Consider the following 21,764-nt stretch of genomic DNA (forward strand, 5'->3'; position numbering starts at 1 on the left):
CCGCACGAACCGAACTGGAGAAAGACATGAGCACGCTGCCCACTGCCGAACAGATCCAGCACGACTGGGACACCAATCCGCGCTGGGAAGGCATCCAGCGCAACTACAGCGCCGCCGACGTGGTGCGCCTGCGTGGCACCGTCCATATCGAGCATTCGCTGGCCCGGCTGGGCGCGGAAAAGCTGTGGAAATCGCTGCATGAGCGCGACTTCGTCAACGCGCTCGGCGCGCTGACCGGCAACCAGGCCATGCAGCAGGTGAAGGCGGGCTTGAAGGCGATCTACTTGTCCGGCTGGCAGGTGGCGGCCGATGCCAACCTGGCCGGGCAGATGTATCCGGACCAGTCGCTTTACCCGGCCGATTCGGTGCCGGCAGTGGTCAAGCGCATCAACAACACCCTGCTGCGTGCCGACCAGCTGCACCACGCCGAAGGCAAGGATGACATCGACTTCCTGCAGCCGATCGTGGCCGACGCCGAGGCTGGGTTCGGTGGCGTGCTCAATGCGTTCGAGCTGATGAAGGCGATGATCGAGGCGGGTGCCGCCGGCGTGCACTTCGAAGACCAGCTGGCTTCGGTGAAGAAGTGCGGCCACATGGGCGGCAAGGTGCTGGTGCCGACCCGCGAGGCGATCGAGAAGCTCAACGCCGCGCGCCTGGCCGCCGACGTGCTGGGCGTGCCGACCCTGCTGGTGGCGCGTACCGATGCCGAGGCTGCCGATCTGCTGACCAGCGACATCGATGGCAACGACACGCCGTTCGCCACCGGCGAGCGCACCGTGGAAGGCTTCTACAAGACCCGCAATGGCCTGGACCAGGCGATCAGCCGCGGCCTGGCGTATGCGCCCTATGCAGATCTGGTGTGGTGCGAGACCGGCAAGCCGGACCTGGAATTCGCGCGGAAATTCGCCGAGGCGATCCATGCGAAGTTCCCCGGCAAGCTGCTGGCCTACAACTGCTCGCCCAGCTTCAACTGGAAGAAGAACCTGGACGACGCCACCATCGCCAAGTTCCAGCGCGAACTGGGCAGCTATGGCTACAAGTTCCAGTTCATCACCTTGGCCGGTTTCCACGCGCTGAACTACGGCATGTTCAACCTGGCCCACGGCTATGCGCGCCGCCAGATGAGCGCGTTCGTGGAACTGCAGGAAGCTGAATTCGAAGCAGCCGAGCGCGGCTTCACTGCGGTCAAGCACCAGCGCGAGGTCGGCACCGGCTACTTCGATGCGGTGACCCAGGCGATCCAGCAGGGGCAGTCCTCGACCACCGCGCTGACCGGCTCGACCGAGGAAGAGCAGTTCCACGGCGAGCGCAGCGAACGGGCCGCGTGATCCGGTAGTGCCGGCCGCTGGCCGGCAACCTCCCGGGGCTCGGGCTGATCAGGGTGGCCAGGGAAGGGCCAGACGACGCCGGCAGATCGGGGGATCTGCCGGCGTCGTTGTATCTGTGGTCGCTGCGACAATCTGCGTCGAGCCATCGCCAAGGCATTGATATTCCTTGTTTTCCTTCTGCCGCCAACAGGCGTGAATGGGGCGTTTGCCCGCGCGTCAGGCGGCGCGCTGCGTCTTCACAAAAATGAGAAGCGACGCACAGTTTGATTCACTGATATGCTCCGCGGCTCACCAGGGGACGCTGGCGGCGGGTGCAGGGAATGACCGGCAGGGGTGCGGCCGAGAACATCGACACGACAATCGGTATCGCCAAGCTGGCGATGGCCGAGATTGTGCATGCGCTGCTGTCCGAAGAAGAGGTTGCCCTGTTCGCCCGGTTTGCCCAGCCCCGCAGGTTGCCGGCGGGCCAATGGCTGTTCCAGCGCGGCCATCGTGGCGAGTGCATGTACATCATCCTCGAAGGCCTGATCGAGCTGGATTTCGGCGAGGACCTGGTGCTCAAGACGCTCGGCCGGCATGAGTTCTTCGGTGAGCTCGGCCTGTTGATGGGCGACCATCCGCGCAGCGCCAGCGCGCGGGTGATGGCCGACTGCCACGTGCTGGAACTGGGGCCGGCGGATTTCCATTGCCTGGTCGAGTCCGACCCGGGCCTGGTGGCCTACTTCCTGCGGCGCACGATCCTGCGGGTGCTGACCAACGAGCAGGCCCTGATCAGCCAGCTGCGGCGGCGCAACCATGACCTGGAAGCCGCGCTGGACAACCTGTACATCACCACCCACCAGCTGACCCACACACGTGAGCTGGTGCGCACGGATGAACTGACCGGCCTGCATAACCGCCGCGGCCTGACCCTGTACCTGCAGGAATGCCGGACGCAGGCAGAAGGGCTGCCGCAGGCGCTGCTGCTGATCGACTGCGACCGGTTCAAGCAGATCAACGACCGCCATGGCCACCAGGCCGGTGACCGTGTGCTGCAGAGCATGGGCAACATCCTGCGCTCGATGGCCGGCGAACATGACCTGGCCTGCCGCCTGGGCGGAGATGAGTTCTGCCTGATCCTGCGCCGGGGCAACATCGAGATCGTGCAGCACGCTGCCGAGTTCATCCTCAGTGCGGTGCACGGCCTGCTCGAGCGCAGCCATGGCACCCCGCACGTCAGCCTGGCCAGCATCGGCGCCAGCCTGCTGGCCCCTGACGCGGACTGGAGCGAGTGGTACGCTCGCGCCGATCGTGCGCTGTACCAAGCCAAGCGCGCAGGCGGCAACTGCCTGCGGTGGACCGATGGTCCGGATGGACAATGAGCGGAGACCCTGGCGATGAATGGCGACAACGGAACGTCGACCCCGCACAACGCCCAACTGCGGGCACTGCTGTTCACCGATCTGTGCGATTCACTGCAGCTGGTGGAGCGTATCGGCGATGTCGCCGCCGCCGAATTCTTCCAGCAGCATGACCGTCTGGTCCTGGGGCTGCAGCAGCAGTGGAATGGCCAGCTGATCGATCGGTCCGATGGATTGTTCGTTCTGTTCGAACGTCCCATCGATGGCATTGGTTTTGCCATTTCCTACCAGAACGCGGTCGACGCGATGGGCCACGAGCGCGGCATCGTGCTGCGCGCTCGCGCTGGTCTGCACGTGGGTGATGTGCTGCTGTGGGACAACAGTGCCGAGGCCGTTGCCCACGGCGCAAAGGCGGTGGAGGTCGAGGGTCTGGCCAAGCCGATGGCCGCGCGTTTGATGCAGTTGGCGTGGCCGGGGCAGGTGCTGCTGTCCTCGGCAGCCGAACAGATGGCGCGACGAGGCGGCAGCGAGTTGCCCTGGACGGCGGACGAACTGCGTTGGAAGGACCATGGGCTTTGGCGCTTCAAGGGCATCAGCGAACGCCAGCATGTGTTCGAAGTCGGCATCCGTGGCCGCGCGCCGCTGCGCCGGCCGCGTTCGGGTGACAAAGCCTGGCGGGACCTGCCGCTGTGGCGTCGCCCCGCTGCGTTGTTCACGGAGGCGACGCTGGCGGTGGTGCTGGCCGTGGTGATGTGGACGCTGCTGCGGCCTGCCCCGGCGATCGCATTCGCCGAGCGCGACTGGGTGATCCTGGCGGCGGTCAGCAACAGTACGGCCTACCCACAGCTGGATTCCAGCCTGGAACAGGCGCTCTACATCAGCCTGGGGCAGTCGCGCTTTGTCAACATCCTCAGCGAACTGAAGGTGCGTGACACGCTGCAGTTGATGCAGCGCCCAGCCAATGCACGGCTGGATCGCGCACTGGCGATCGAGGTCGCGCTGCGCGATGGCGCACGCGCGGTGCTGATGCCCACGGTGCTTGAGCTCAACGGCAAGGTACGGGTGGGTGTGGAGGTCGTGGACCCGCGTACTGGGCAGACGGTGTACACGCATTTCGCAGATGGCAATGGCCTGGATTCGATCCTGGCCTCCACCGACACCGTGGTGAAGGCACTGCGCAGTGATCTGGGTGAGGCGCTGCACGATGTCAGTCGCGAGCAGAAACCGCTGCCAACGGTGGCCACCGCCAATCTTGATGCGCTGCATGCCTACGCCAAGGGCAGCGATGCGCTGGCGCAGGAGCGTTTCGACGAAGCGTTGCTGTTCTTCCAGCAGGCCACCCGCCTGGACCCCCAGTTCACCTTTGCCTATATCGGGCAGATGCGGCTGCAGTACGCCATGGGCAACGTGTCGGCGGCCGGCGAACTGTATCGTCAGGCGGTGTCGGGACGCACCCGGTTGAGCGCGCGCGACCAGCTGTACCTGGACGCTTGGGGTGCGGACTTCAGTGGTGCTTCCCCGCAGCGCAGTGCGGAAAAGTGGCGGATGCTGACCCAGCTGTATCCGGACGATCCGGCCGGCTGGATGAATCATGCGATGGCCCTGTTCGCCTATGGCGACTATGATGGTGCGCTGGCCGACATGATGCCGCTGCTGGAGCGCCATCAGACACATCGTGCGCTGGTCCTGTCCTTCATTGGCCGTACTCAGCTTGCGCGTGGCGAGGTCAAGGCGGCCGTTGCTGCGTTCAAGGAAGCAGGCGCGTTGCCGAACTGGCACGGTGACATGCTGGAGGCGGTCGCGCTGCTGCTGGATGGCGAGGTGCAGAAGGCGCACGAGCGTAGTGAAGCCATCACCTCGCGCGGGCTCGGCGCGCGCATGGAGTACAGCGGGCTCCTCGCCCTGCAGGGTCGGACAAACGATGCGGCCGCGGAGATGACGCAGGCCGTGAAGCAGTGTGCGAGTGTGCCGGAGCTGTGCGACATCCTGGCCCTGCAGTCGTTGGCATGGACTGCACAGGCAGGTGGCAACGGATCCCGGCTGCAGTACGCACGATTGCTGGACCGTACCCTGGCGGCAGTCGATGAGGGTGTCGGCGCTGCACCGCGTCATCGCGCCTTCATTGCGCTGTCGGTGGCCTACCACCTGCAGCGCGCGGGCCTGGACGCAGAGCTGCGCTCCCGTCGTCCAGCACTGCAGGCGTTGGTTGAACACAGCACCGACCCGCGGCTGCAGGAACTGTGGCTGCTGCTTCGTGCGCGTGGTGAGCTGGATGCCGGCAATGCAGAGGCCGCTTCGGCACTGCTGAAGCCGTTGGCCAACGGCACGCTGTACCAGTGGCATGTACTGCAGCTGGATATTGATCGCGCCCTCGGCCGCGATCAGGCCGTGCAGCGCCGGGAGCGCTGGTTGCGCCAGCGCACAGGCATGGCCTTCGCCGAAGACGCCGGTGCCCTGGTCCTGTTGCCCTTGAATGTGGCCGATGCGCGCCGGCTGGCCGATTCGGCCAGCCGGCAGCAGGCAGGAGCACCCTGAGGGCAGATCAGTCCTGCAGTCCCTTCAGGCCGCTCTCGAACATGAAGGGCACCTTGAACGGTCCGGTCACGGCAAGGCGCTCGCTCAACAGCTCCGCTGCCCGGGCAAACTCTTCCTTGCCGCCCAGCGAGTCCAGCGGCGTGTTGCAGGCGGCAACGCTGTCAGCGTCTGCGCCCAGCGTGATCAGCGCCTTCGCGGGGTCGGCGGCGAATGCGCTGCGGAACGCATCGTCGCTGGACAGCTGCTTGAGCAGCGTCTGGACCACTTCGGGGGAGAGAGGAGAACGGGACATGGTTGATTACCGGCAGGGAGGGGAAAAAAACAGTATCGGCTGGGCGCAGCGGGAATTGATGGTGCGTATTGGCCACCACGCTATCATCGCTGGCCAACCACGCTCCCGGATGCGCCTCGAATGAACTTCCGTCGTTGCAGGACGATGATCGTCGAACCGCTGGAGCGGGCGCATTTCGACCTGGATGTGCTGCTTGCTGGCGGCAGTGGCGTTGGTTTCGAACAGTCCCTGCAGGTGCGCGCAGCGCATCTGCCGTCGCCGCGCACGGTCGATGCGGTCAGCTGCCTGTGGCTGCTCCAGTGCAGCGCGGAGCAGTGGCAGCCGCTACCGATAGAGCCGCAGGAACGGCGTCGCGCGCTGGCGCTGCTGGAGCAGGGGCTGTTGGTCAGCGACGATCCGGCACATGCCGAGGCAGCAGCGGCCGAACAGCAGGTGCGTGACAGCCAGTGGTGGCCGCTGTCGGCGTTGCATTACCAGCACTCACGCTGGGACGGTGTGGACAGCGTCGGTGACATGCAGCGCAGCCAGCTGATGACGGCGCAGGACCTGGTGCGCAGCTTCGGCCCGCCGCCGGCCGAGACGCCGGCCCGTCTGTCCGATGCGCGGCCCTTGCCACGCTGCGATGACGACCCGATGCAGGCACAGCTGCAGGCGCGTGCGACCTGCCGCAACTTCGACGATACACGCGCGGTGCCGTTGCCGATGCTGGCTCGGCTGCTGCAGCAGGTGCTGATGGCGCAGGCGCAGGTGGAAACCGAACCTGGTGTGCGCTTCCTGAAGAAGAACATTCCGTCGGCAGGCAGCCTGCATCCATTGGAAGCGTATGTGGTGGCGCGCAATGTGGAAGGACTGCCGCCGGGCCTCTATCATTACCATGCCACCGCACACGAACTGGGCCCGATAACGGTGCCGCACGGCGACCTGGACAGCTTCTGCCAACGCCTGCTGGCCGGTCAGTACTGGTTCGCCAACGCACCGGTGCAGCTGATCCTGGTGTGCCGCTTCGAGCGCATGTTCTGGAAGTACCGCGGCCATGCCAAGGCCTATCGCGCGATCACCCTGGATGCCGGCCATGTATCGCAAGCGCTCTACAGCGCGGCAACCGCGCAGGGGCTGGGCGCATTCGTCACCGCAGCGATCAACGAGGTCGAGGCCGAGCGGGCGCTGGGCCTGCAGCCGATGGCCGAGGGCGTACTGGCGGTCTGTGGTGTTGGCTGGCGTGCAGCCGAGCGGGTGACGGCCGAACTGGACCCGCTTGGCCAGGTGTGGCCGGTCACGCGTTGATCGACAACGCGTGACCGGACGGCATCACGCCGCTTCGAAATCCACCAGCACCGCACCATCCCCCACCTGGTCACCGGCCTTGGCGCGATAACCCTTCACCATGCCATCGGCCGGTGCCTGCAGGGTGTGCTCCATCTTCATCGCTTCCAGCACCACCAGCGGCGTGCCGCGCTTCACCTGCGTGCCTGCCGCCACCAGCGTTGCCACGATTTTGCCGGGCATCGGTGCCAGCAGGCTGCCGGCGTCGGCGCTGGCCTGTTCCGATTCGCCCACCGGGTCGTGCAGGGTGAAGCGGTGCTGGCCATCGTCGCCGAACAGGTACAGCTGGTCGCCGTCGCGCTGTAGCTGCAACCGCCAGCGACGCGCGTCCAGCTGCACCGACAGGGTTTGGCCATCGGCACGGCCGACAACCTGCTTCGGCGCGGCGTCATCGCACTGCACGCGCCAGCCATCGGCCGTGGCCCACACCTTCAGCGTGTGCGCCCGCTCTCCCTGCTGCAGCGGCACCACGCGTGCGGCCGGCGCGCCCAGCCGCCAGCCATCCTGTGCCTGCCACGGCGAATGCGGGTCGCGCACATCGGTGGTAGCGGCCGGTGTGCTCACCACGGCGGCGATCGCTGCCAGTTCCCACAGCGCCTGCTCACCGTCACCGGTCACCGCCAGTGCGGCCTGCTCACGCTCGATCAGCGCGGTATCCAGCTTCGCGTGGGTGAACGAATCGGTGTGCAGCAGGCGGCGCAGGAAGCCGGCATTGGTGGTTACGCCCACCACCTGGCAGTCGGCCAGGGCCTGGCTCATGCGGCGTAGCGCGGCGTCGCGGTCCACGTCCCAGACGATCAGCTTGGCGATCATCGGGTCGTAGTACGGGGTGATGCTGTCGCCTTCCTCCACGCCGGTGTCCACCCGCACGTTCGCCGACGGCGTCGGCAGGCGCAGGCGGCGCAGGGTGCCGGTGGAGGGCAGGAAGCCACGGTCGGCATCTTCGGCGTACAAGCGCGCTTCGATGGCATGGCCGCAGATGGTCAGTTCGTCCTGGCGCTTGGGCAGCGGCTGGCCAGCGGCCACGCGCAGCTGCCATTCCACCAGGTCGGTACCGGTGATGAACTCGGTGACCGGGTGTTCGACCTGCAGGCGAGTGTTCATTTCCATGAAGTAGAAATCGCCGTCCGGGCCGGCGATGAACTCCACCGTGCCCGCACCGACGTAGCCCACTGCGCGCGCGGCATCGACGGCGGCCTTGCCCATCGCGGCGCGGCGCTCGGCGCTCATGCCAGGGGCGGGTGCTTCTTCCAGCACCTTCTGGTGGCGGCGCTGCACCGAGCAGTCGCGCTCGAACAGGTAGACCGCCTCACCATGGCCACCGCCGAACACCTGGATCTCGATGTGACGCGGGCGCTCGACATACTTCTCCACCAGCACGTGATCGTTGCCGAACGCCGAGGCCGCCTCGCGCTGGCAGCTGGCCAGCGCATCGACGAAATCTTCGCTGCGTTCGACCTTGCGCATGCCCTTGCCGCCGCCGCCAGCGCTGGCCTTGATCAGCACCGGGTAGCCGATGCTGTCGGCCTGCGTGCGCAGGAACCCCGGTTCCTGCTGGTCGCCGTGGTAGCCCGGCGTCAGCGGTACGCCGGCCTTGGCCATCAAGGCCTTGGCCGCGCTCTTGTCGCCCATTGCGCGGATTGCACTGGCCGGTGGGCCAATGAAGGTGATGCCGGCGGCAGCGCATGCGTCGGCGAAATCGGCGTTCTCGGACAGGAAGCCGTAGCCGGGGTGGATCGCCTGCGCGCCGGTGCGGCGTGCGGCGTCGAGGATGGCATCGCTGCGCAGGTAGCTCTCGCGCGCCGCAGCCGGGCCGATGTGGATGGCTTCGTCGGCCAGGCGCACGTGGCGTGCATTGCGGTCGGCATCGGAATACACCGCCACGGTGGCGATGCCGAGGCGGTGGCAGGTGGCGATGACGCGGCAGGCGATCTCGCCGCGGTTGGCGATCAGGACTTTGCTGAACATGGCAACAGACTCGGTCATGGCACAGGTCACATGCGGAACACGCCGAAGCGCGTCTGCTGCGGGGGAGCGTTGAGGCTGGCCGACAGGGCCAGGGCCAGTACCCGGCGGGTATCGACCGGATCGATCACACCGTCGTCCCACAGGCGCGCACTGGCGTAATACGGGTGGCCCTGCTGTTCGAACTGGTCGCGGATCGGTGCCTTGAACGCATCTTCTTCCTCGCCCGGCCACTGCCCGCCCTTGGCTTCGATGCCATCACGCTTCACCGTGGCCAGCACGCTGGCGGCCTGTTCGCCACCCATCACGCCGATGCGTGCGTTGGGCCACATCCACAGGAAGTTGGGCGAGTACGCGCGGCCGCACATGCCGTAGTTGCCGGCGCCGAACGAACCGCCGATCACCACGGTGAACTTGGGTACCTTGGCGCAGGCCACGGCCATCACCAGCTTGGCCCCGTCCTTGGCGATGCCGCCCTGTTCGTACTTGCGGCCGACCATGAAGCCGGTGATGTTCTGCAGGAACAGCAGCGGGATGTTGCGCTGGGTGCACAGCTCGATGAAGTGCGCGCCCTTCAGGGCGGACTCGGAGAACAGGATGCCGTTGTTGGCGATGATGCCGATCGGATACCCATGCAGATGGGCAAAGCCGGTGACCAGGGTGGCGCCGTAGCGCGGCTTGAACTCGTCGAAGCGCGAACCGTCGACCAGCCGCGCGATCACTTCGCGCACGTCATAGGGCTTGCGCGTATCGGCCGGGATCACGCCGTACAGTTCATGCGCCGGCAGCAGCGGTTCTTCCACCGGTTGCAGCGCCATCGCTGCCTCGGGCTTGCGCCAGTTCAGCTGGGCGATGATCGCGCGTACCCGTGCCAGCGCCTGCAGATCGTTGTCGGCCATGTGGTCGGCCACGCCGGAAATGCGCGTGTGCACATCGGCACCGCCCAGCTCTTCGGCCGTCACCACTTCACCGGTGGCCGCCTTCACCAGCGGCGGGCCGCCGAGGAAGATGGTGCCCTGCTCGCGCACGATCACCGTCTCGTCGCTCATCGCCGGCACATAGGCGCCACCGGCGGTGCAGCTGCCCATCACGCAGGCGATCTGCGGAATGCCCTGCGCCGACAGGTTGGCCTGGTTGTAGAAGATACGGCCGAAATGATCGCGGTCGGGGAACACCTCATCCTGCAGCGGCAGGAAGGCGCCACCGGAATCGACCAGGTAGATGCACGGCAGGTGGTTCTGCTCGGCGATCTCCTGCGCACGCAGATGCTTCTTCACCGTCACCGGGTAATAGGTGCCGCCCTTGACCGTGGCATCGTTGGCCACGATCACGCACTCCACGCCGCTCACGCGGCCGATGCCGGCGACCACGCCAGCGGCAGGCACGGCATCGTCATACATGCCGTGCGCGGCCAGCGGGGCAATTTCCAGGAACGCGCTGCCCGGGTCGAGCAGGGCATCGATGCGGTCGCGCACCAGCAGCTTGCCGCGCGCGGTGTGCTTGGCGCGCGCCGCTTCGCTGCCGCCCAGGGCGGTACGGGCGAGGGTGGCGTGCAGATCATCAACCACGGCCTGCATCGCCGCGCGGTTGCTTTCAAACGATTCGCTGCCCGGTTGCAGCTGGCTGCCTAGGATGCTCATGGGTTGCCTTACAGAGTGCGCTGGAACAGTTCGCGGCCGATCAGCATGCGGCGGATCTCCGAAGTGCCGGCGCCGATTTCATACAGCTTGGCATCGCGCCACAAGCGGCCGGTCGGGTATTCGTTGATGTAGCCGTTGCCGCCGAGGATCTGGATCGCCTGGCCGGTCAGCCACGTTGCCTTCTCGGCGGCGTAGAGGATCGCGCCAGCGGCATCCTGGCGGGTGGTGCGGCCCTGGTCGCAGGCGCGCGCCACGGCATATACATAGGCGCGGCAGGCGCCCAGGCCCACGTACATGTCGGCGATCTTGGCCTGGATCAGCTGGAAGCTGCCGATCGGCTCACCGAACTGGTGGCGTTCGTGCACGTACGGCATCACCACGTCCATCGCTGCAGCCATCAGGCCCAGCGGGCCGCCGGACAGCACCACGCGCTCGTAGTCCAGGCCGGACATCAGCACGCGCACGCCGCCACCGACCGCGCCCAGCACGTTCTCTTCGGGAATCTCACAGTCCTGGAACACCAGTTCGCAGGTGGGCGAGGAGCGCATGCCCAGCTTGTCCAGCTTCTGCGCGGTGGAGAAACCCTTCATGCCCTTCTCGACCAGGAAGGCGGTGATGCCCTTGGCACCGGCCTCGACATCGGTCTTGGCGTACACCACCAGCACGTCGGCGTCGGGGCCGTTGGTGATCCACATCTTGTTGCCGTTGAGCACGTAGCGGTCGCCGCGCTTGTCCGCGCGCAGCTTCATCGACACCACGTCCGAACCCGCACCCGGTTCGCTCATCGCCAGCGCACCGATCCTGGCGCCGCTGCACAGGTCCGGCAGGAAGCGCTGCTTCTGCGATTCGGTACCGTTCTTGCGCAGTTGGTTCACGCACAGGTTCGAGTGCGCGCCGTAGGACAGGCCGATGCCACCGGACGCGCGCGAGACTTCTTCCATCGCCACCACGTGGGCCAGGTAGCCCATGCCGGTGCCGCCGTATTCTTCTTCAACGGTCAGGCCCAGCAGGCCCTGCTCGCCCAGCTTGGGCCATAGTGCCAACGGGAACTGGTTGGTCGCATCGGCCTCGGCCGCCAGCGGCGCGATCTCGGCAGCGGCAAAATGGGCCACGCTCTGGCGCAGCAGGTCGATATCTTCGCCGAGGTCGAAGTTCAGGGATGGCACGTGCATTGCGATGGCTCCACGAGGGAAGGTGGGGAATGGACGCACCCGGAAGGGGAAGCGGGCAGCTGTTCACAGCAGCCGCCCGCGCGGGCGATTGGACCCCAGCGTAGCGGGGTTCGGGCAAGAAGTGAATACAAATTCAAAAATTGAAAATAGAATCAGAACATGGCCTATAAACGCTCAGCTTTGATGGAAGAACGCCTGGCCGAGGCGCGTGAACGGATCCTGCTGGCCACCCGTGCGCTGGTGGCCGCTGGCGGCTGGCGCAACGCCCCGGTGACCGCCGTGGCCACCCAGGCCGGTATGTCCACCGGGCTGATCTACCGCCATTTCCCGTCCAAGGCCGACCTGTTCGTGGAAGTGCTGAACGCGGCCGTGGCCCACGAAGTGGCGATCATGGAGCGCATTGCCGGCGAGCCGGGGCCGGTGGGCGAACGCCTGCGCCTGGCCATTACCGCCTTCGTGCGCCGTGCCCTGGCCGGGCCGGGGCTGGCCCATGCGTTCATCGTTGAACCGGTGGACCCGGACGTGGAAGCCGAGCGCATGCGCGGGCGCCGTGCCTTCGGCGACGTGTTCCTGCGCCTGTTGGAAGAAGGTGTGGCCACCGGCGAACTACCGGCCCAGGACATCCATGCCGCCGCTGCCTGCCTGGTGGGCGCCTTCACCGAAGCGATGGTCGGACCGACCGCGCCCAGCCGCGAAGCGCATCGCGACGAAGGTGCGCTGGTCGAGGCGATCTGCAGCTTCTGCCTGCGGGCTGTTGGCGCCCCCGTAGATCGGTAGCGCCCGGCCATGCCCGGTGGCTACTGCCGCGCTGCGCGCTCGCCGGGCATGGCCCGGCGCTACCGCATGTGGCCACGGCCGCATGCTGCGCCGCACCAGCCCTGACGCCTGTTGTCGGGCGCGAAGTGCGTTCTATACTCGGCCCATCACGCAGTCGCTCAGCCGTGGTCCAACGACTATCAGCCAGGGGTAACGAAGAGTGCGGAATTACGATCTGGAGTTCCTGAAACGCTTCTCCATGGTGATCGCGCTGTTGATGGCCATCACCCTCGGTCTGATCCTCCTGGCCGCGTTCATCCACACCCGGATTCCGCCCGAGGTGTCGCCCACTGCCGCCAAACGCACCGAACAGCGCATTTCGCCCACCGGCGCGGTGTACGCCGGCAGTACCGGCGCGGCCGCGCAGGCTGCAGCGCATGCCGCCGCGCTGGCCAAGGCTGCCTCGCAGGTGGCCTACGGCGGTACCAAGGACGGCAAGGTGATCTTCGACAACCTGTGCACCGCCTGCCATACCACCGGCGTGGGCATGGCGCCGACGCTGGACCACTCGCACTGGGACAAGCGCCTGGCGCAGGGCAAGGACACCCTCTACAAGCACGCCATCGAGGGCTACACCGGCCCCGACGGCGGCATCATGCCGCCCAAGGGCGGCAACCCGGCGCTCACCGAAGAGCAGATCCACGCCACCGTGGACTGGATGCTGGGCAATCTGAAATAACGGGCCGCCGCATCCACGCATGGCGTGGATCTACTACGGATACGCGTGCCCGGTCAGGTAGCCGGCAACCACGCATCGCGCAGAGGTCATGCGGTTGCCGGCCAGCGGCCGGCACTACCTTTGCCCACCAAGGCCGAAACCCCGCCGCGCAGGCGGGGTTTCGCATTTCAGGGTTAGTCTGTGCGCCTCTTCCGTGGAGTCGTCTGTCGATGCGTCGCCGTTCCCTCGCCCTTGCCCTGTCCCTGCTGCTGCCGGCATCCGCTTTCGCCCAGGCCCAGCCGCAGACTGCGCCGACCTCGGCGCCCGCGCCGCGCAGCCCGGCCACCGTCACCCTGGCCGCCGCGCCGGCCGATTGGCGAGCATTGGATGGCCAGCATGTGCGCATCGCCGCGCCGCTCACCCTGGCCGGCACCGATGGCCTGGAACGATTCGGCCAGCTCACCGTCGCCTTCGATGGCCGCCTCTGGCAACCGACCGAAGTGGCGGTGCCCGGCAGCCCCGCTATCGAACAGGTGATGGCTGACAACCAGCGCCGACGCCTGCTGCTGGACGATGGCAGCGATGCGCGTGACCCGGCCAGCGTCGCCTACCTGCCGGGCAACCCGGTGCTGCGTACCGGCATGCAGCTGCGCAATGTGGAAGGCACCGTGCGCGTGGATGCGCAGGGCCGCCCCAGCCTGCAGGTCGACGGCACATTGACGCTGCCGGAACTGCAGCGGCCAGCTGTTCCCAGCGTGCCCGGCAGCCTGCATATCGCCGCCTTCAACCTGGAGAACTTCTTCAACGGTGACGGCCAGGGCGGCGGATTCCCGACCCTGCGCGGCGCACGCACGCTGGACGAGCACAAGGCGCAGGTCGGCAAGCTGGTCGCCACCGTCAACGCGCTGGGCGCCGACATCGCCGCGCTGATGGAACTGGAGAACGACGGCTACGGCCCGCAGTCGGCCATCGCCGAACTGGTGGACGCACTCAACGCCGGCCTCGCGGCGGACAAGCAGTGGGCGTTCGTTGATGCCGGGCAAGGCCCCGGCAGCAATCCGATCCGCGTCGGCATCATCTACCGCAGGAGCGAATTCAAACCGCTCGGCAAGCCGCTGACCAAGCTCGACGGCCCCTTCGTCGAACACAGCCGTGCACCGCTGGCACAGGCGTTCCAGGGCAAGGGCGCACCGTTCATGGTGGTCGCCAACCATTTCAAGTCGAAGGGTTGCCGCGATGCTGGTGGCGCAGATGCGGACCGCAATGACGGGCAGGGCTGCTGGAACGCCACCCGTGTGGAATCGGCCAAGCAGCTCAACAGCTGGGTGCAGGCTGAAGCTACGCGCCTGAAGGTGAAGGACGTAGTGCTGATGGGCGACTTCAACGCCTACGCCATGGAAGATCCGATCCGCACCCTGCATGACCTGGGCTGGCAGGATGCGTTCAAGGTGGCCAATGTCGAACAGCCCTACAGCTACGTCTACAACGGCTATACCGGCCGCCTCGATCACGCGCTGCTCAGCCCGACGATGGCCAAGCGCCTGCGTGGCGCTGCCGAGTGGCACAGCAACGCCGACGAGCAGGACGCCAGCGGCTACCAGGGCCGCAACGTACAGGGCCCGTGGCGCAGCTCCGACCACGACCCGCTGCTGCTGGGCTTCGACAAATAAGGTTCGCCGGGCATGGCCCGGCGCTACCGGTGTTGGTTGGCTTGCTGGAAGGGTAGCGCCGGGCCATGCCCGGCGGCCTTTCCACGGGCCTCACCCCCAAGCGATCAACCCGATCGCCAGCACCGCCAGCGCCAGACCGGCGCGGTTCCACTTCGTGGTCGCCTCGCCGAAGGCGAACACGCCCACCAGCGCACCCAGCACCACCACGCCGATGTTCATGCCGGCGAACACGGTGGCCGGACTGTCCGGCATCGACTGGTGCGCATGTACATAAAAGAGGATGTTGCCGCCGTTGAGCAGGCCCAGCAGTGCGCCCGCGCCGAGGTTGCGCCAGGCCAGTCGGCTGCGGCCACTGAAATGGCGCCACAGCTGCAGCGCCAGCATCAGTACGAAGGCCACGCTGAAACTGGCCAGCACGGCCGCCATCGACGGCGTGCCTGACAGTGCCACCTGCTTCAACAGCACATCCACCACTGCAAAGCCGGCCCATACGCCCAGCAACCAGCCCCAGCCGCTGGCTGAAGTGGCTACTGCGGGACCGCGTGGACGCAGGCTGATCGCAACCATCGCCAGCAGGCCCAGGCCCAGCCCGAGCAGCTTCCACGATGTGGCGGTCTGGCCGAAGAACAGGAAGGCCGCCGCCAGCGACAGCAGCAGCGACAGGCGCTGCGCCACATCACTGCGGACGATGCCGGCTACCGCTACTGCGCGACCGAGCACCAGGAAGATCGAGGGCAGCACCACCGCCAGCGCCAGCAGCGAAACCCACGGTGCGTGCGGAGCGCGCAAGGCATCCAGCGGCGGCTGCAGCACCACCGCCGTCATCGTCGCGGCGACCAGATAGTTCCAGGTCACCATCTGCGCAACATCCAGCTGGCGACGGCCAGCCAGCTTCAACAACACCGAAACCAGCACACTGCAGATCACGGCCAGGGACAGGTAGAGCATGGGGCAGGCACAGGGCAGGGGCGGGGGACGCTATCATGTTGCCATGCACAAGCCCTCGTTCCCCGTCGCCCCCGGCGAAACCGCCTGCCTCGTACTGGACGGCCCGGCCGGCCCGCTGGAAGTGGTCGTCGACCTGCCCAAGGCCGATGCATCGGTGCAGCCCATCGTGGCCATCATCTGCCACCCGCTGTCCACCGAAGGCGGCACCCTGCACAACAAGGTGGTCACCATGACCGCCACCACCCTGCGCGAGCTGGGCATTGCCACGGTGCGCTTCAACTTCCGCAGCGTCGGCGGTTCTGCCGGTGAATTCGACCATGGCGTCGGTGAGCAGGAGGACCTGAAGGCTGTCACCGCCTGGGTCCGCCAGCAGCGCCCCGACGACCGCCTGTGGCTGGCCGGCTTCAGCTTCGGCGCACTCGTTTCGTTGAAGGCCGCCGCCGAGCTGCAGCCCGAAGCGCTGATCTCGATCGCGCCGCCGGCAGGCCGCTGGGACTTCGGCGGCATCACGCCGCCGGCCCGCTGGCTGGTGATCCAGGGTGAGCAGGATGAAATCGTCGACCCGCAGGCTGTGTACCAGTGGCTGGACACCCTTGACGCGCCGCATGAGCTGGTGCGCATGCCCGACACCAGCCACTTCTTCCACCGCAAGCTGATCGACCTGCGCGGCGCGCTCACCCACGGCGTCAAGCACTGGCTGGGCACGGCGGCATGAGCGAGGTGGAACTGACCCCGACGCAGCGCTACGCGGCCGGGGTGGAACGTGGCGATTGGCAGAACGACCCGGCCCAGCACGCGGCGTTGGCCGAGCTGGACCGGATCCACCTGGCGCTGGTGGACAGTGCCGAGGACGGCTGGCTGGACCGCCTGTCCTCGTTCTGGAAGAAGCCCGAGCCGGTCAAGGGCCTGTACTTCTGGGGCGGCGTCGGCCGCGGCAAGACCTTCCTGGTCGATCTGTTCTACGACGGCCTGCCGATCAAGCAGAAGTACCGCACCCACTTCCATCGCTTCATGCGCAGCGTCCACGAGCGCCTGCGCGAGCACCAGGGCCAGAGCGACCCGCTGGCGAAGATCGCCCAGGAATGGCGCAGCAACCTGCGCGTGCTGGTGCTGGACGAATTCTTCGTCACCGACATCGGCGATGCCATGCTGCTGGCGCGCCTGCTGGAGCGGATGTTCGCCGAGGGCGTGACCCTGGTCACCACCTCCAACACGGCGGTGGAAAACCTGTACCTCAACGGCCTGCAGCGCGAGAGCTTCTTGCCGGCCATCGGCCTGCTGCAGCGCTACTGCGTGGAACTGTACGCCGAGGGCACCGAGGACTACCGCATGCGAGCGCTGACCCGCTCGCCGGTGTACCGCGCGCCGCTGGCCGCCGACAGTGACGCCTGGTTGGCCACGCGTTGGGGCGAACTGAGCGGTGGCCAACCGGCCAAGGCGGGCAACATCGAGATCGAGAGCCGCAAGATCCCGGTGCGCGCGCGCGGCAAGAGCATCGCCTGGTTCGACTTCGCCGCCCTGTGTGAGGGTCCGCGTGGGCCCTCGGATTACATCGAGATTGCGCACGAGTTCAACACCGTGCTGCTGGGCGGCATTCCGGCCTTTGATCGCCTTAATGAAGATGCCGCGCGCCGCTTCGTCAACCTGATCGACGAGCTGTACGACCGCCACGTCAACCTGGTCTGCACCGCCAGCACCTCGCCGGTCGAGCTGTACACCGGTACCCGCCTGCAGGGCGCGTTCGAGCGCACCGCCTCGCGCCTGATCGAAATGCAGAGCGCCGAGTACCTGGGGACCCCGCACCGCGCGTGAGGGGTCGTGCCGGCCGCTGGCCGGCATCTGCACGATGCATCTGGCCCATGGGCTGCCGGCCAGCGGCCGGCACGACCCGATGACGCCCGTCCACCGGCTGCCCACTGCCTGCCCACCAGCTATCCACAGACTTGTCCCTCGCTTGCGCGGCCCTGTCATGTGAAGCTGTCATTGTTCCGCTGGTGGGGTGCTGATTACCGCCACCACGACGCTTTTCGGGCTTGACTGCGCAGCCCGATCCAGCAGGTCCAAAGCGCCCAAACCGGGCGCCGATGGCACGATCCTTGCGGCGCAAGGGATTGCCGAATTTCACTACATTTGGCGTTGACGGACCCAACTACCCCCACTATCTTGTGGCTGTCGGTTGTGGGGACCCCAAGCCGCCGGGCCCATGGAATGGATCGCCGGACCCTCCGGTGATACGCCCTCCATGCCCGCAGCGGCATCGGTCAGCACTGCCAGCAGCAGCCACAGGCGCAGGTCTCAATTCCTGCGACACCGGTCTGCCACCCTGGGGTGTCACGTCCCGGGCCGCGTCATCCGATGCACCGAGCCATCATCCATCACGCCAAGAGGACACACGCCGTGACCACCGAGACCAGCGCCACCATCGAGAAGGAAAGCGAGTTCCTGTTGACGTCGCCGCCGACGTCCAACGCGATGAGTGTGACCAAGCGCAATGGCACGACCGAACTGGTGGATCTGAACAAGATCGTCCGCGCGGTGCAGCGTTCCTCTGAGGGCCTGCACGCCGTCGATCCGATGCGTGTGGCCACCCGTACCATTTCCGGCCTGTACAACGGCGCCACCACCCAGGAGCTGGACGAGCTGTCCATCCGCACCGCGGCGCTGCTGATCGGCGAAGAACCCGAGTACGGCCGCCTGGCCGCGCGCCTGCTGGCCAACTTCATCGCCAAGGAAGTGTCCAACCAGGAAATCCACGCGTTCTCGCAGTCGGTGGGCCGTGGCCATGAAGTGGGCCTGATCAACGATCGCCTGCTGAACTTCGTGCAGACCAACGCACGCAAGCTCAACGATGCCATCGACATCTCGCTGGACCTGAACTTCGATTACTTCGGCCTGCGTACCCTGTACGACCGCTACCTGCTGCGCCACCCGCACACCCGCAAGGTGATCGAGACCCCGCAGCAGTTCTTCCTGCGCATCGCCAGCGCGCTGAGCGAGGACGTGCCGGAAACCCTGGCGCTGTACAAGCGCATGGGCAACCTGGACTACCTGCCGTCCAGCCCGACCCTGTTCAACTCCGGCACCACCCACGAGCAGCTGTCCTCGTGCTTCCTGCTGGACTCGCCGCAGGATTCGCTGGAATCGATCTACTCCAAGTACGGCGACATCGCCCAGCTGTCCAAGTTCTCCGGCGGCATCGGCGTCAGCTACACCCGCGTGCGTTCGCGTGGCTCGCTGATCAAGTCGACCAACGGTCACTCCAACGGCATCGTGCCGTGGCTGAAGACCATGGATTCGTCGGTGGCTGCGGTGAACCAGGGCGGCAAGCGCAAGGGCGCGGCCTGCGTGTACCTGGAAACCTGGCACGCCGATATCGAGGACTTCCTCGAGCTGCGTGACAACACCGGCGACGAATCGCGCCGTGCGCACAACCTGAACCTGGCCAACTGGATCCCGGACCTGTTCATGAAGCGTGTCGAGTCGGACCAGGAATGGTCGCTGTTCGATCCGCGCGTGGTGCCCGAATTCACCGACCTGTTCGGCGAAGCCTTCGAGGCCGCCTACCTGCAGGCCGAAGCACAGGGCAAGGCCAACCGCACCATCTCCGCACGCAAGCTGTACTCGCGGATGATGCGCACCCTTGCCGAGACCGGCAACGGCTGGATGACCTTCAAGGACAAGTGCAACCGCGCCAGCAACCAGACCCTGCGCGCCGGCAACGTGATCCACCTGTCCAACCTGTGCACCGAAATCCTGGAAGTCACCTCGGCTGAAGAGACCGCGGTGTGCAACCTGGGTTCGATCAACCTGGGCAACCACTTCGACGGCAACGGCGAGTTCGATTTCGACAAGCTGGCCGACACCGTGCGCCTGGCCGTGCGCCAGCTGGACCGCGTGATCGACCTGAACTTCTACCCGATCGAATCGGCACGCCGCGGCAACCTGCGCTGGCGCCCGGTCGGCCTGGGCTGCATGGGCCTGCAGGACGTCTTCTTCCGCAAGCGCCTGCCGTTCGATAGCGCCGAAGCCCGCGCGCTGTCGAAGAAGATTGCCGAGACCATCTACTTCCACGCGCTGGAAACCTCGGTGGAACTGGCCCAGGAACGCGGCAAGCACCCGTCCTTCGCCGACACCCGTGCGGCAAGCGGTGAGCTGCAGTTCGATGCCTGGAACGTGGTGCCGGAAGATGCCGCGCGCTGGGATGCCCTGCGTGAGCGCATCAAGGAACACGGCCTGCGCAACTCGCTGATGATCGCGATTGCCCCGACCGCCACCATCGCCTCCATCGCCGGCTGCTACGAGTGCGTGGAACCGCAGGTGTCCAACCTGTTCAAGCGCGAGACCCTGTCCGGTGACTTCCTGCAGGTCAACCGCTACCTGGTGAACGAGCTGAAGAAGCTGGGCCACTGGACCCCGGAAATGCGCGATGCGATCAAGCTGGCCGACGGCTCGATCCAGGCCCTCACCCAGATTCCGGAAACGCTGCGCCACGTCTACCGCACCGCATGGGAACTGCCGATGCGTTCGCTGATCGACATGGCCGCCGACCGTGGTGCCTTCATCGACCAGTCCGCCTCGCTCAACCTGTTCATGGAAAGCCCGAGCATCGGCGCGATGTCGTCCATGTATATGTACGCCTGGAAGCAGGGCATCAAGACCACCTACTACCTGCGTTCGCGTCCGGCCACCAAGATCGCCAAGACCACCGTCAGCCACACCGCCACCGCAGCGCCGGAAAAGGTGTTCAGCCCGGAAGAGGCCATCGCCTGCTCGCTGGAGAACCCGGAAGCCTGCGAGGCCTGCCAGTAACACACCGCGCGGTGGGTGCCGACCGTTGGTCGGCACTGCTGCTCGACTGCAGAGAACACCAAGGTAGCGCCGGGCCAAGCCCGGCGTTTTGACCCGAGAAGACAAGGAAACACCCATGGCCGACAAGCCCAAGCAGATGCTGCTCGATCCCGGTTTTGAACTGACCCTGCGCCCGATGCGCTACCCGCAGTTCTATGACATGTACCGGAACGCGATCAAGAACACCTGGACGGTGGAAGAGATCAACTTCCAGATCGACATCAGCGACCTGCACAGCAAGATGTCGCCGGGCGAGCGTCACCTGATCCACCGCCTGGTCGCGTTCTTCGCCACCGGCGATTCGATCGTGTCCAACAACCTGGTGCTGAACCTGTACCAGCACCTGAACGCGCCCGAAGCACGCATGTACCTGTCGCGCCAGCTGTATGAAGAAGCGCTGCACGTGCAGTTCTACCTGACGCTGCTGGACAACTACCTGCCGGATCCGGACGAGCGCGTCAAAGCCTTCGCCGCGGTGGAGAACATCGACTCGATCAAGAAGAAGGCCGATTTCTGCTTCAAGTGGATCGACTCGATCCAGGACCTGAAGCGTATCGAGACCCGCGAAGAGCGCCGCCAGTTCCTGCTCAACCAGATCTGCTTCGCTGCGTGCATCGAAGGCCTGTTCTTCTTCGCCGCCTTCGCCTACGTGTACTACTTCCGTTCGCGCGGTCTGCTGAACGGTCTGGCCTCGGGCACCAACTGGGTGTTCCGCGATGAAAGCGCGCACATGGAATTCGCCTTCGAGTGCGTGGACGTGATCCGCGAGGAAGAGCCGGACCTGTTCGACGACAAGATGAAGCAGGATGTCTACGACATGCTGGCCGAAGCCATCGAGTGTGAAGTGCAGTTCGCCGAAGACGTGCTGTCCGGTGGCGTGGCAGGCATTTCCACCCGTGACATGCGCCAGTACCTGCAGCACTGCGCCGACAACCATTTCCATCGCCTGGGCATGGAGCGCAAGTACAACGTGCGCAACCCGCTGAGCTTCATGGAACTGCAGGACGTGCAGGAGCTGACCAACTTCTTCGAACGCCGCGCCTCGGCCTACCAGGTGGGCGTGAAGGGCGAAGTCGCCTTCGACATGAACTTCTGATCGAAGTCGTCAGCTCTGTCGCAACAAAAAACCCCGGCCAACGCCGGGGTTTTTCGTTCTTGCGGTAGCGCCGGACCATGCTCGGCGAGCGCGCAGCGCGGAAGGTATTCATGGTGCCGCGGGCACTCCGCCG

The 21,764-nt window shown here is 66.2% G+C and carries 16 protein-coding genes; 11 read left to right on the forward strand and 5 right to left on the reverse strand.

Annotation, left to right across the window (positions count from 1 at the left end; translation table 11 throughout):
- Positions 1–26 precede the first annotated feature (26 nt).
- The 3 genes from aceA to HUT07_RS01045 all read left to right on the forward strand — a co-directional run bounded on the left by aceA (position 27) and on the right by HUT07_RS01045 (position 5,203).
- A complete protein-coding gene (gene aceA, locus HUT07_RS01035; protein ID WP_100461870.1) occupies positions 27–1,328 on the forward strand; it encodes an isocitrate lyase in 1,302 nt (433 codons plus the stop codon).
- Between the two features lie 320 nt (positions 1,329–1,648).
- Complete coding sequence (locus HUT07_RS01040; protein ID WP_176019343.1) at positions 1,649–2,689, forward strand: GGDEF domain-containing protein; 1,041 nt, start codon at positions 1,649–1,651, stop codon at positions 2,687–2,689.
- Positions 2,690–2,704: 15 nt separating this feature from the next.
- Positions 2,705–5,203: a putative peptide modification system cyclase gene (locus HUT07_RS01045; protein ID WP_176019344.1), complete on the forward strand. Its 2,499-nt coding sequence runs from the start codon at positions 2,705–2,707 to the stop codon at positions 5,201–5,203.
- 7 nt (positions 5,204–5,210) lie between these two features.
- Here HUT07_RS01045 and HUT07_RS01050 read toward each other — a convergent pair whose 3' ends face one another.
- On the reverse strand, positions 5,211–5,495 hold the full coding sequence (locus tag HUT07_RS01050) for an NHLP-related RiPP peptide (protein ID WP_176019345.1): 285 nt from the start codon (positions 5,493–5,495) through the stop codon (positions 5,211–5,213).
- 120 nt (positions 5,496–5,615) lie between these two features.
- Between HUT07_RS01050 and HUT07_RS01055 the strand changes: the two genes are divergently transcribed.
- Positions 5,616–6,779, forward strand: coding sequence for a putative peptide maturation dehydrogenase (locus tag HUT07_RS01055; protein WP_176019346.1), 1,164 nt, complete (start codon positions 5,616–5,618; stop codon positions 6,777–6,779).
- Positions 6,780–6,803: 24 nt separating this feature from the next.
- Here HUT07_RS01055 and HUT07_RS01060 read toward each other — a convergent pair whose 3' ends face one another.
- From HUT07_RS01060 to HUT07_RS01070, 3 genes are read right to left on the reverse strand one after another with little or no spacing between them, the layout of a single operon-like run.
- On the reverse strand, positions 6,804–8,786 hold the full coding sequence (locus HUT07_RS01060) for an acetyl/propionyl/methylcrotonyl-CoA carboxylase subunit alpha (protein ID WP_176019347.1): 1,983 nt from the start codon (positions 8,784–8,786) through the stop codon (positions 6,804–6,806).
- Between the two features lie 26 nt (positions 8,787–8,812).
- Positions 8,813–10,423, reverse strand: coding sequence for a carboxyl transferase domain-containing protein (locus HUT07_RS01065; RefSeq protein WP_176019348.1), 1,611 nt, complete (start codon positions 10,421–10,423; stop codon positions 8,813–8,815).
- Positions 10,424–10,431: 8 nt separating this feature from the next.
- A complete protein-coding gene (locus tag HUT07_RS01070; protein WP_176019349.1) occupies positions 10,432–11,595 on the reverse strand; it encodes an isovaleryl-CoA dehydrogenase in 1,164 nt (387 codons plus the stop codon).
- 159 nt (positions 11,596–11,754) lie between these two features.
- On the opposite strand from HUT07_RS01070, the gene HUT07_RS01075 reads away from it, so the two are divergent.
- The 3 genes from HUT07_RS01075 (at position 11,755) to HUT07_RS01085 (ending at position 14,739) form a co-directional block, all read left to right on the forward strand.
- Positions 11,755–12,372 (forward strand): TetR/AcrR family transcriptional regulator, encoded by a 618-nt coding sequence (locus HUT07_RS01075; protein ID WP_176019350.1) that lies wholly within the window; start codon positions 11,755–11,757, stop codon positions 12,370–12,372.
- A gap of 199 nt (positions 12,373–12,571) precedes the next feature.
- Positions 12,572–13,090 (forward strand): c-type cytochrome, encoded by a 519-nt coding sequence (locus HUT07_RS01080; protein ID WP_088100772.1) that lies wholly within the window; start codon positions 12,572–12,574, stop codon positions 13,088–13,090.
- Between the two features lie 209 nt (positions 13,091–13,299).
- On the forward strand, positions 13,300–14,739 hold the full coding sequence (locus HUT07_RS01085) for an ExeM/NucH family extracellular endonuclease (protein WP_176019351.1): 1,440 nt from the start codon (positions 13,300–13,302) through the stop codon (positions 14,737–14,739).
- A gap of 90 nt (positions 14,740–14,829) precedes the next feature.
- Here the strand turns inward: HUT07_RS01085 and HUT07_RS01090 are convergent, their stop codons facing one another.
- Entirely contained in the window at positions 14,830–15,687 is an 858-nt protein-coding gene (locus HUT07_RS01090; protein ID WP_176019352.1) for an EamA/RhaT family transporter, read from the reverse strand.
- A gap of 43 nt (positions 15,688–15,730) precedes the next feature.
- On the opposite strand from HUT07_RS01090, the gene HUT07_RS01095 reads away from it, so the two are divergent.
- The 4 genes from HUT07_RS01095 to HUT07_RS01110 all read left to right on the forward strand — a co-directional run bounded on the left by HUT07_RS01095 (position 15,731) and on the right by HUT07_RS01110 (position 21,631).
- On the forward strand, positions 15,731–16,402 hold the full coding sequence (locus HUT07_RS01095; RefSeq protein WP_176019353.1) for a CocE/NonD family hydrolase: 672 nt from the start codon (positions 15,731–15,733) through the stop codon (positions 16,400–16,402).
- On the forward strand, positions 16,399–17,499 hold the full coding sequence (gene zapE / locus HUT07_RS01100; RefSeq protein WP_176019354.1) for a cell division protein ZapE: 1,101 nt from the start codon (positions 16,399–16,401) through the stop codon (positions 17,497–17,499). The genes HUT07_RS01095 and zapE overlap by 4 nt, the downstream gene beginning before the upstream one ends.
- A 585-nt stretch (positions 17,500–18,084) precedes the next feature.
- Entirely contained in the window at positions 18,085–20,496 is a 2,412-nt protein-coding gene (locus HUT07_RS01105; RefSeq protein WP_176019355.1) for a ribonucleoside-diphosphate reductase subunit alpha, read from the forward strand.
- A 115-nt stretch (positions 20,497–20,611) separates the two neighbouring features.
- The gene (locus HUT07_RS01110) at positions 20,612–21,631 is read left to right on the forward strand and encodes a ribonucleotide-diphosphate reductase subunit beta (RefSeq protein ID WP_025875781.1); all 1,020 of its coding nucleotides are present in this window, start codon (positions 20,612–20,614) and stop codon (positions 21,629–21,631) included.
- The last annotated feature ends 133 nt before the right edge of the window (positions 21,632–21,764 follow it).

Source organism: Stenotrophomonas sp. NA06056 (genome assembly GCF_013364355.1).
In the GTDB taxonomy this organism is placed as follows: Bacteria; Pseudomonadota; Gammaproteobacteria; order Xanthomonadales; family Xanthomonadaceae; genus Stenotrophomonas.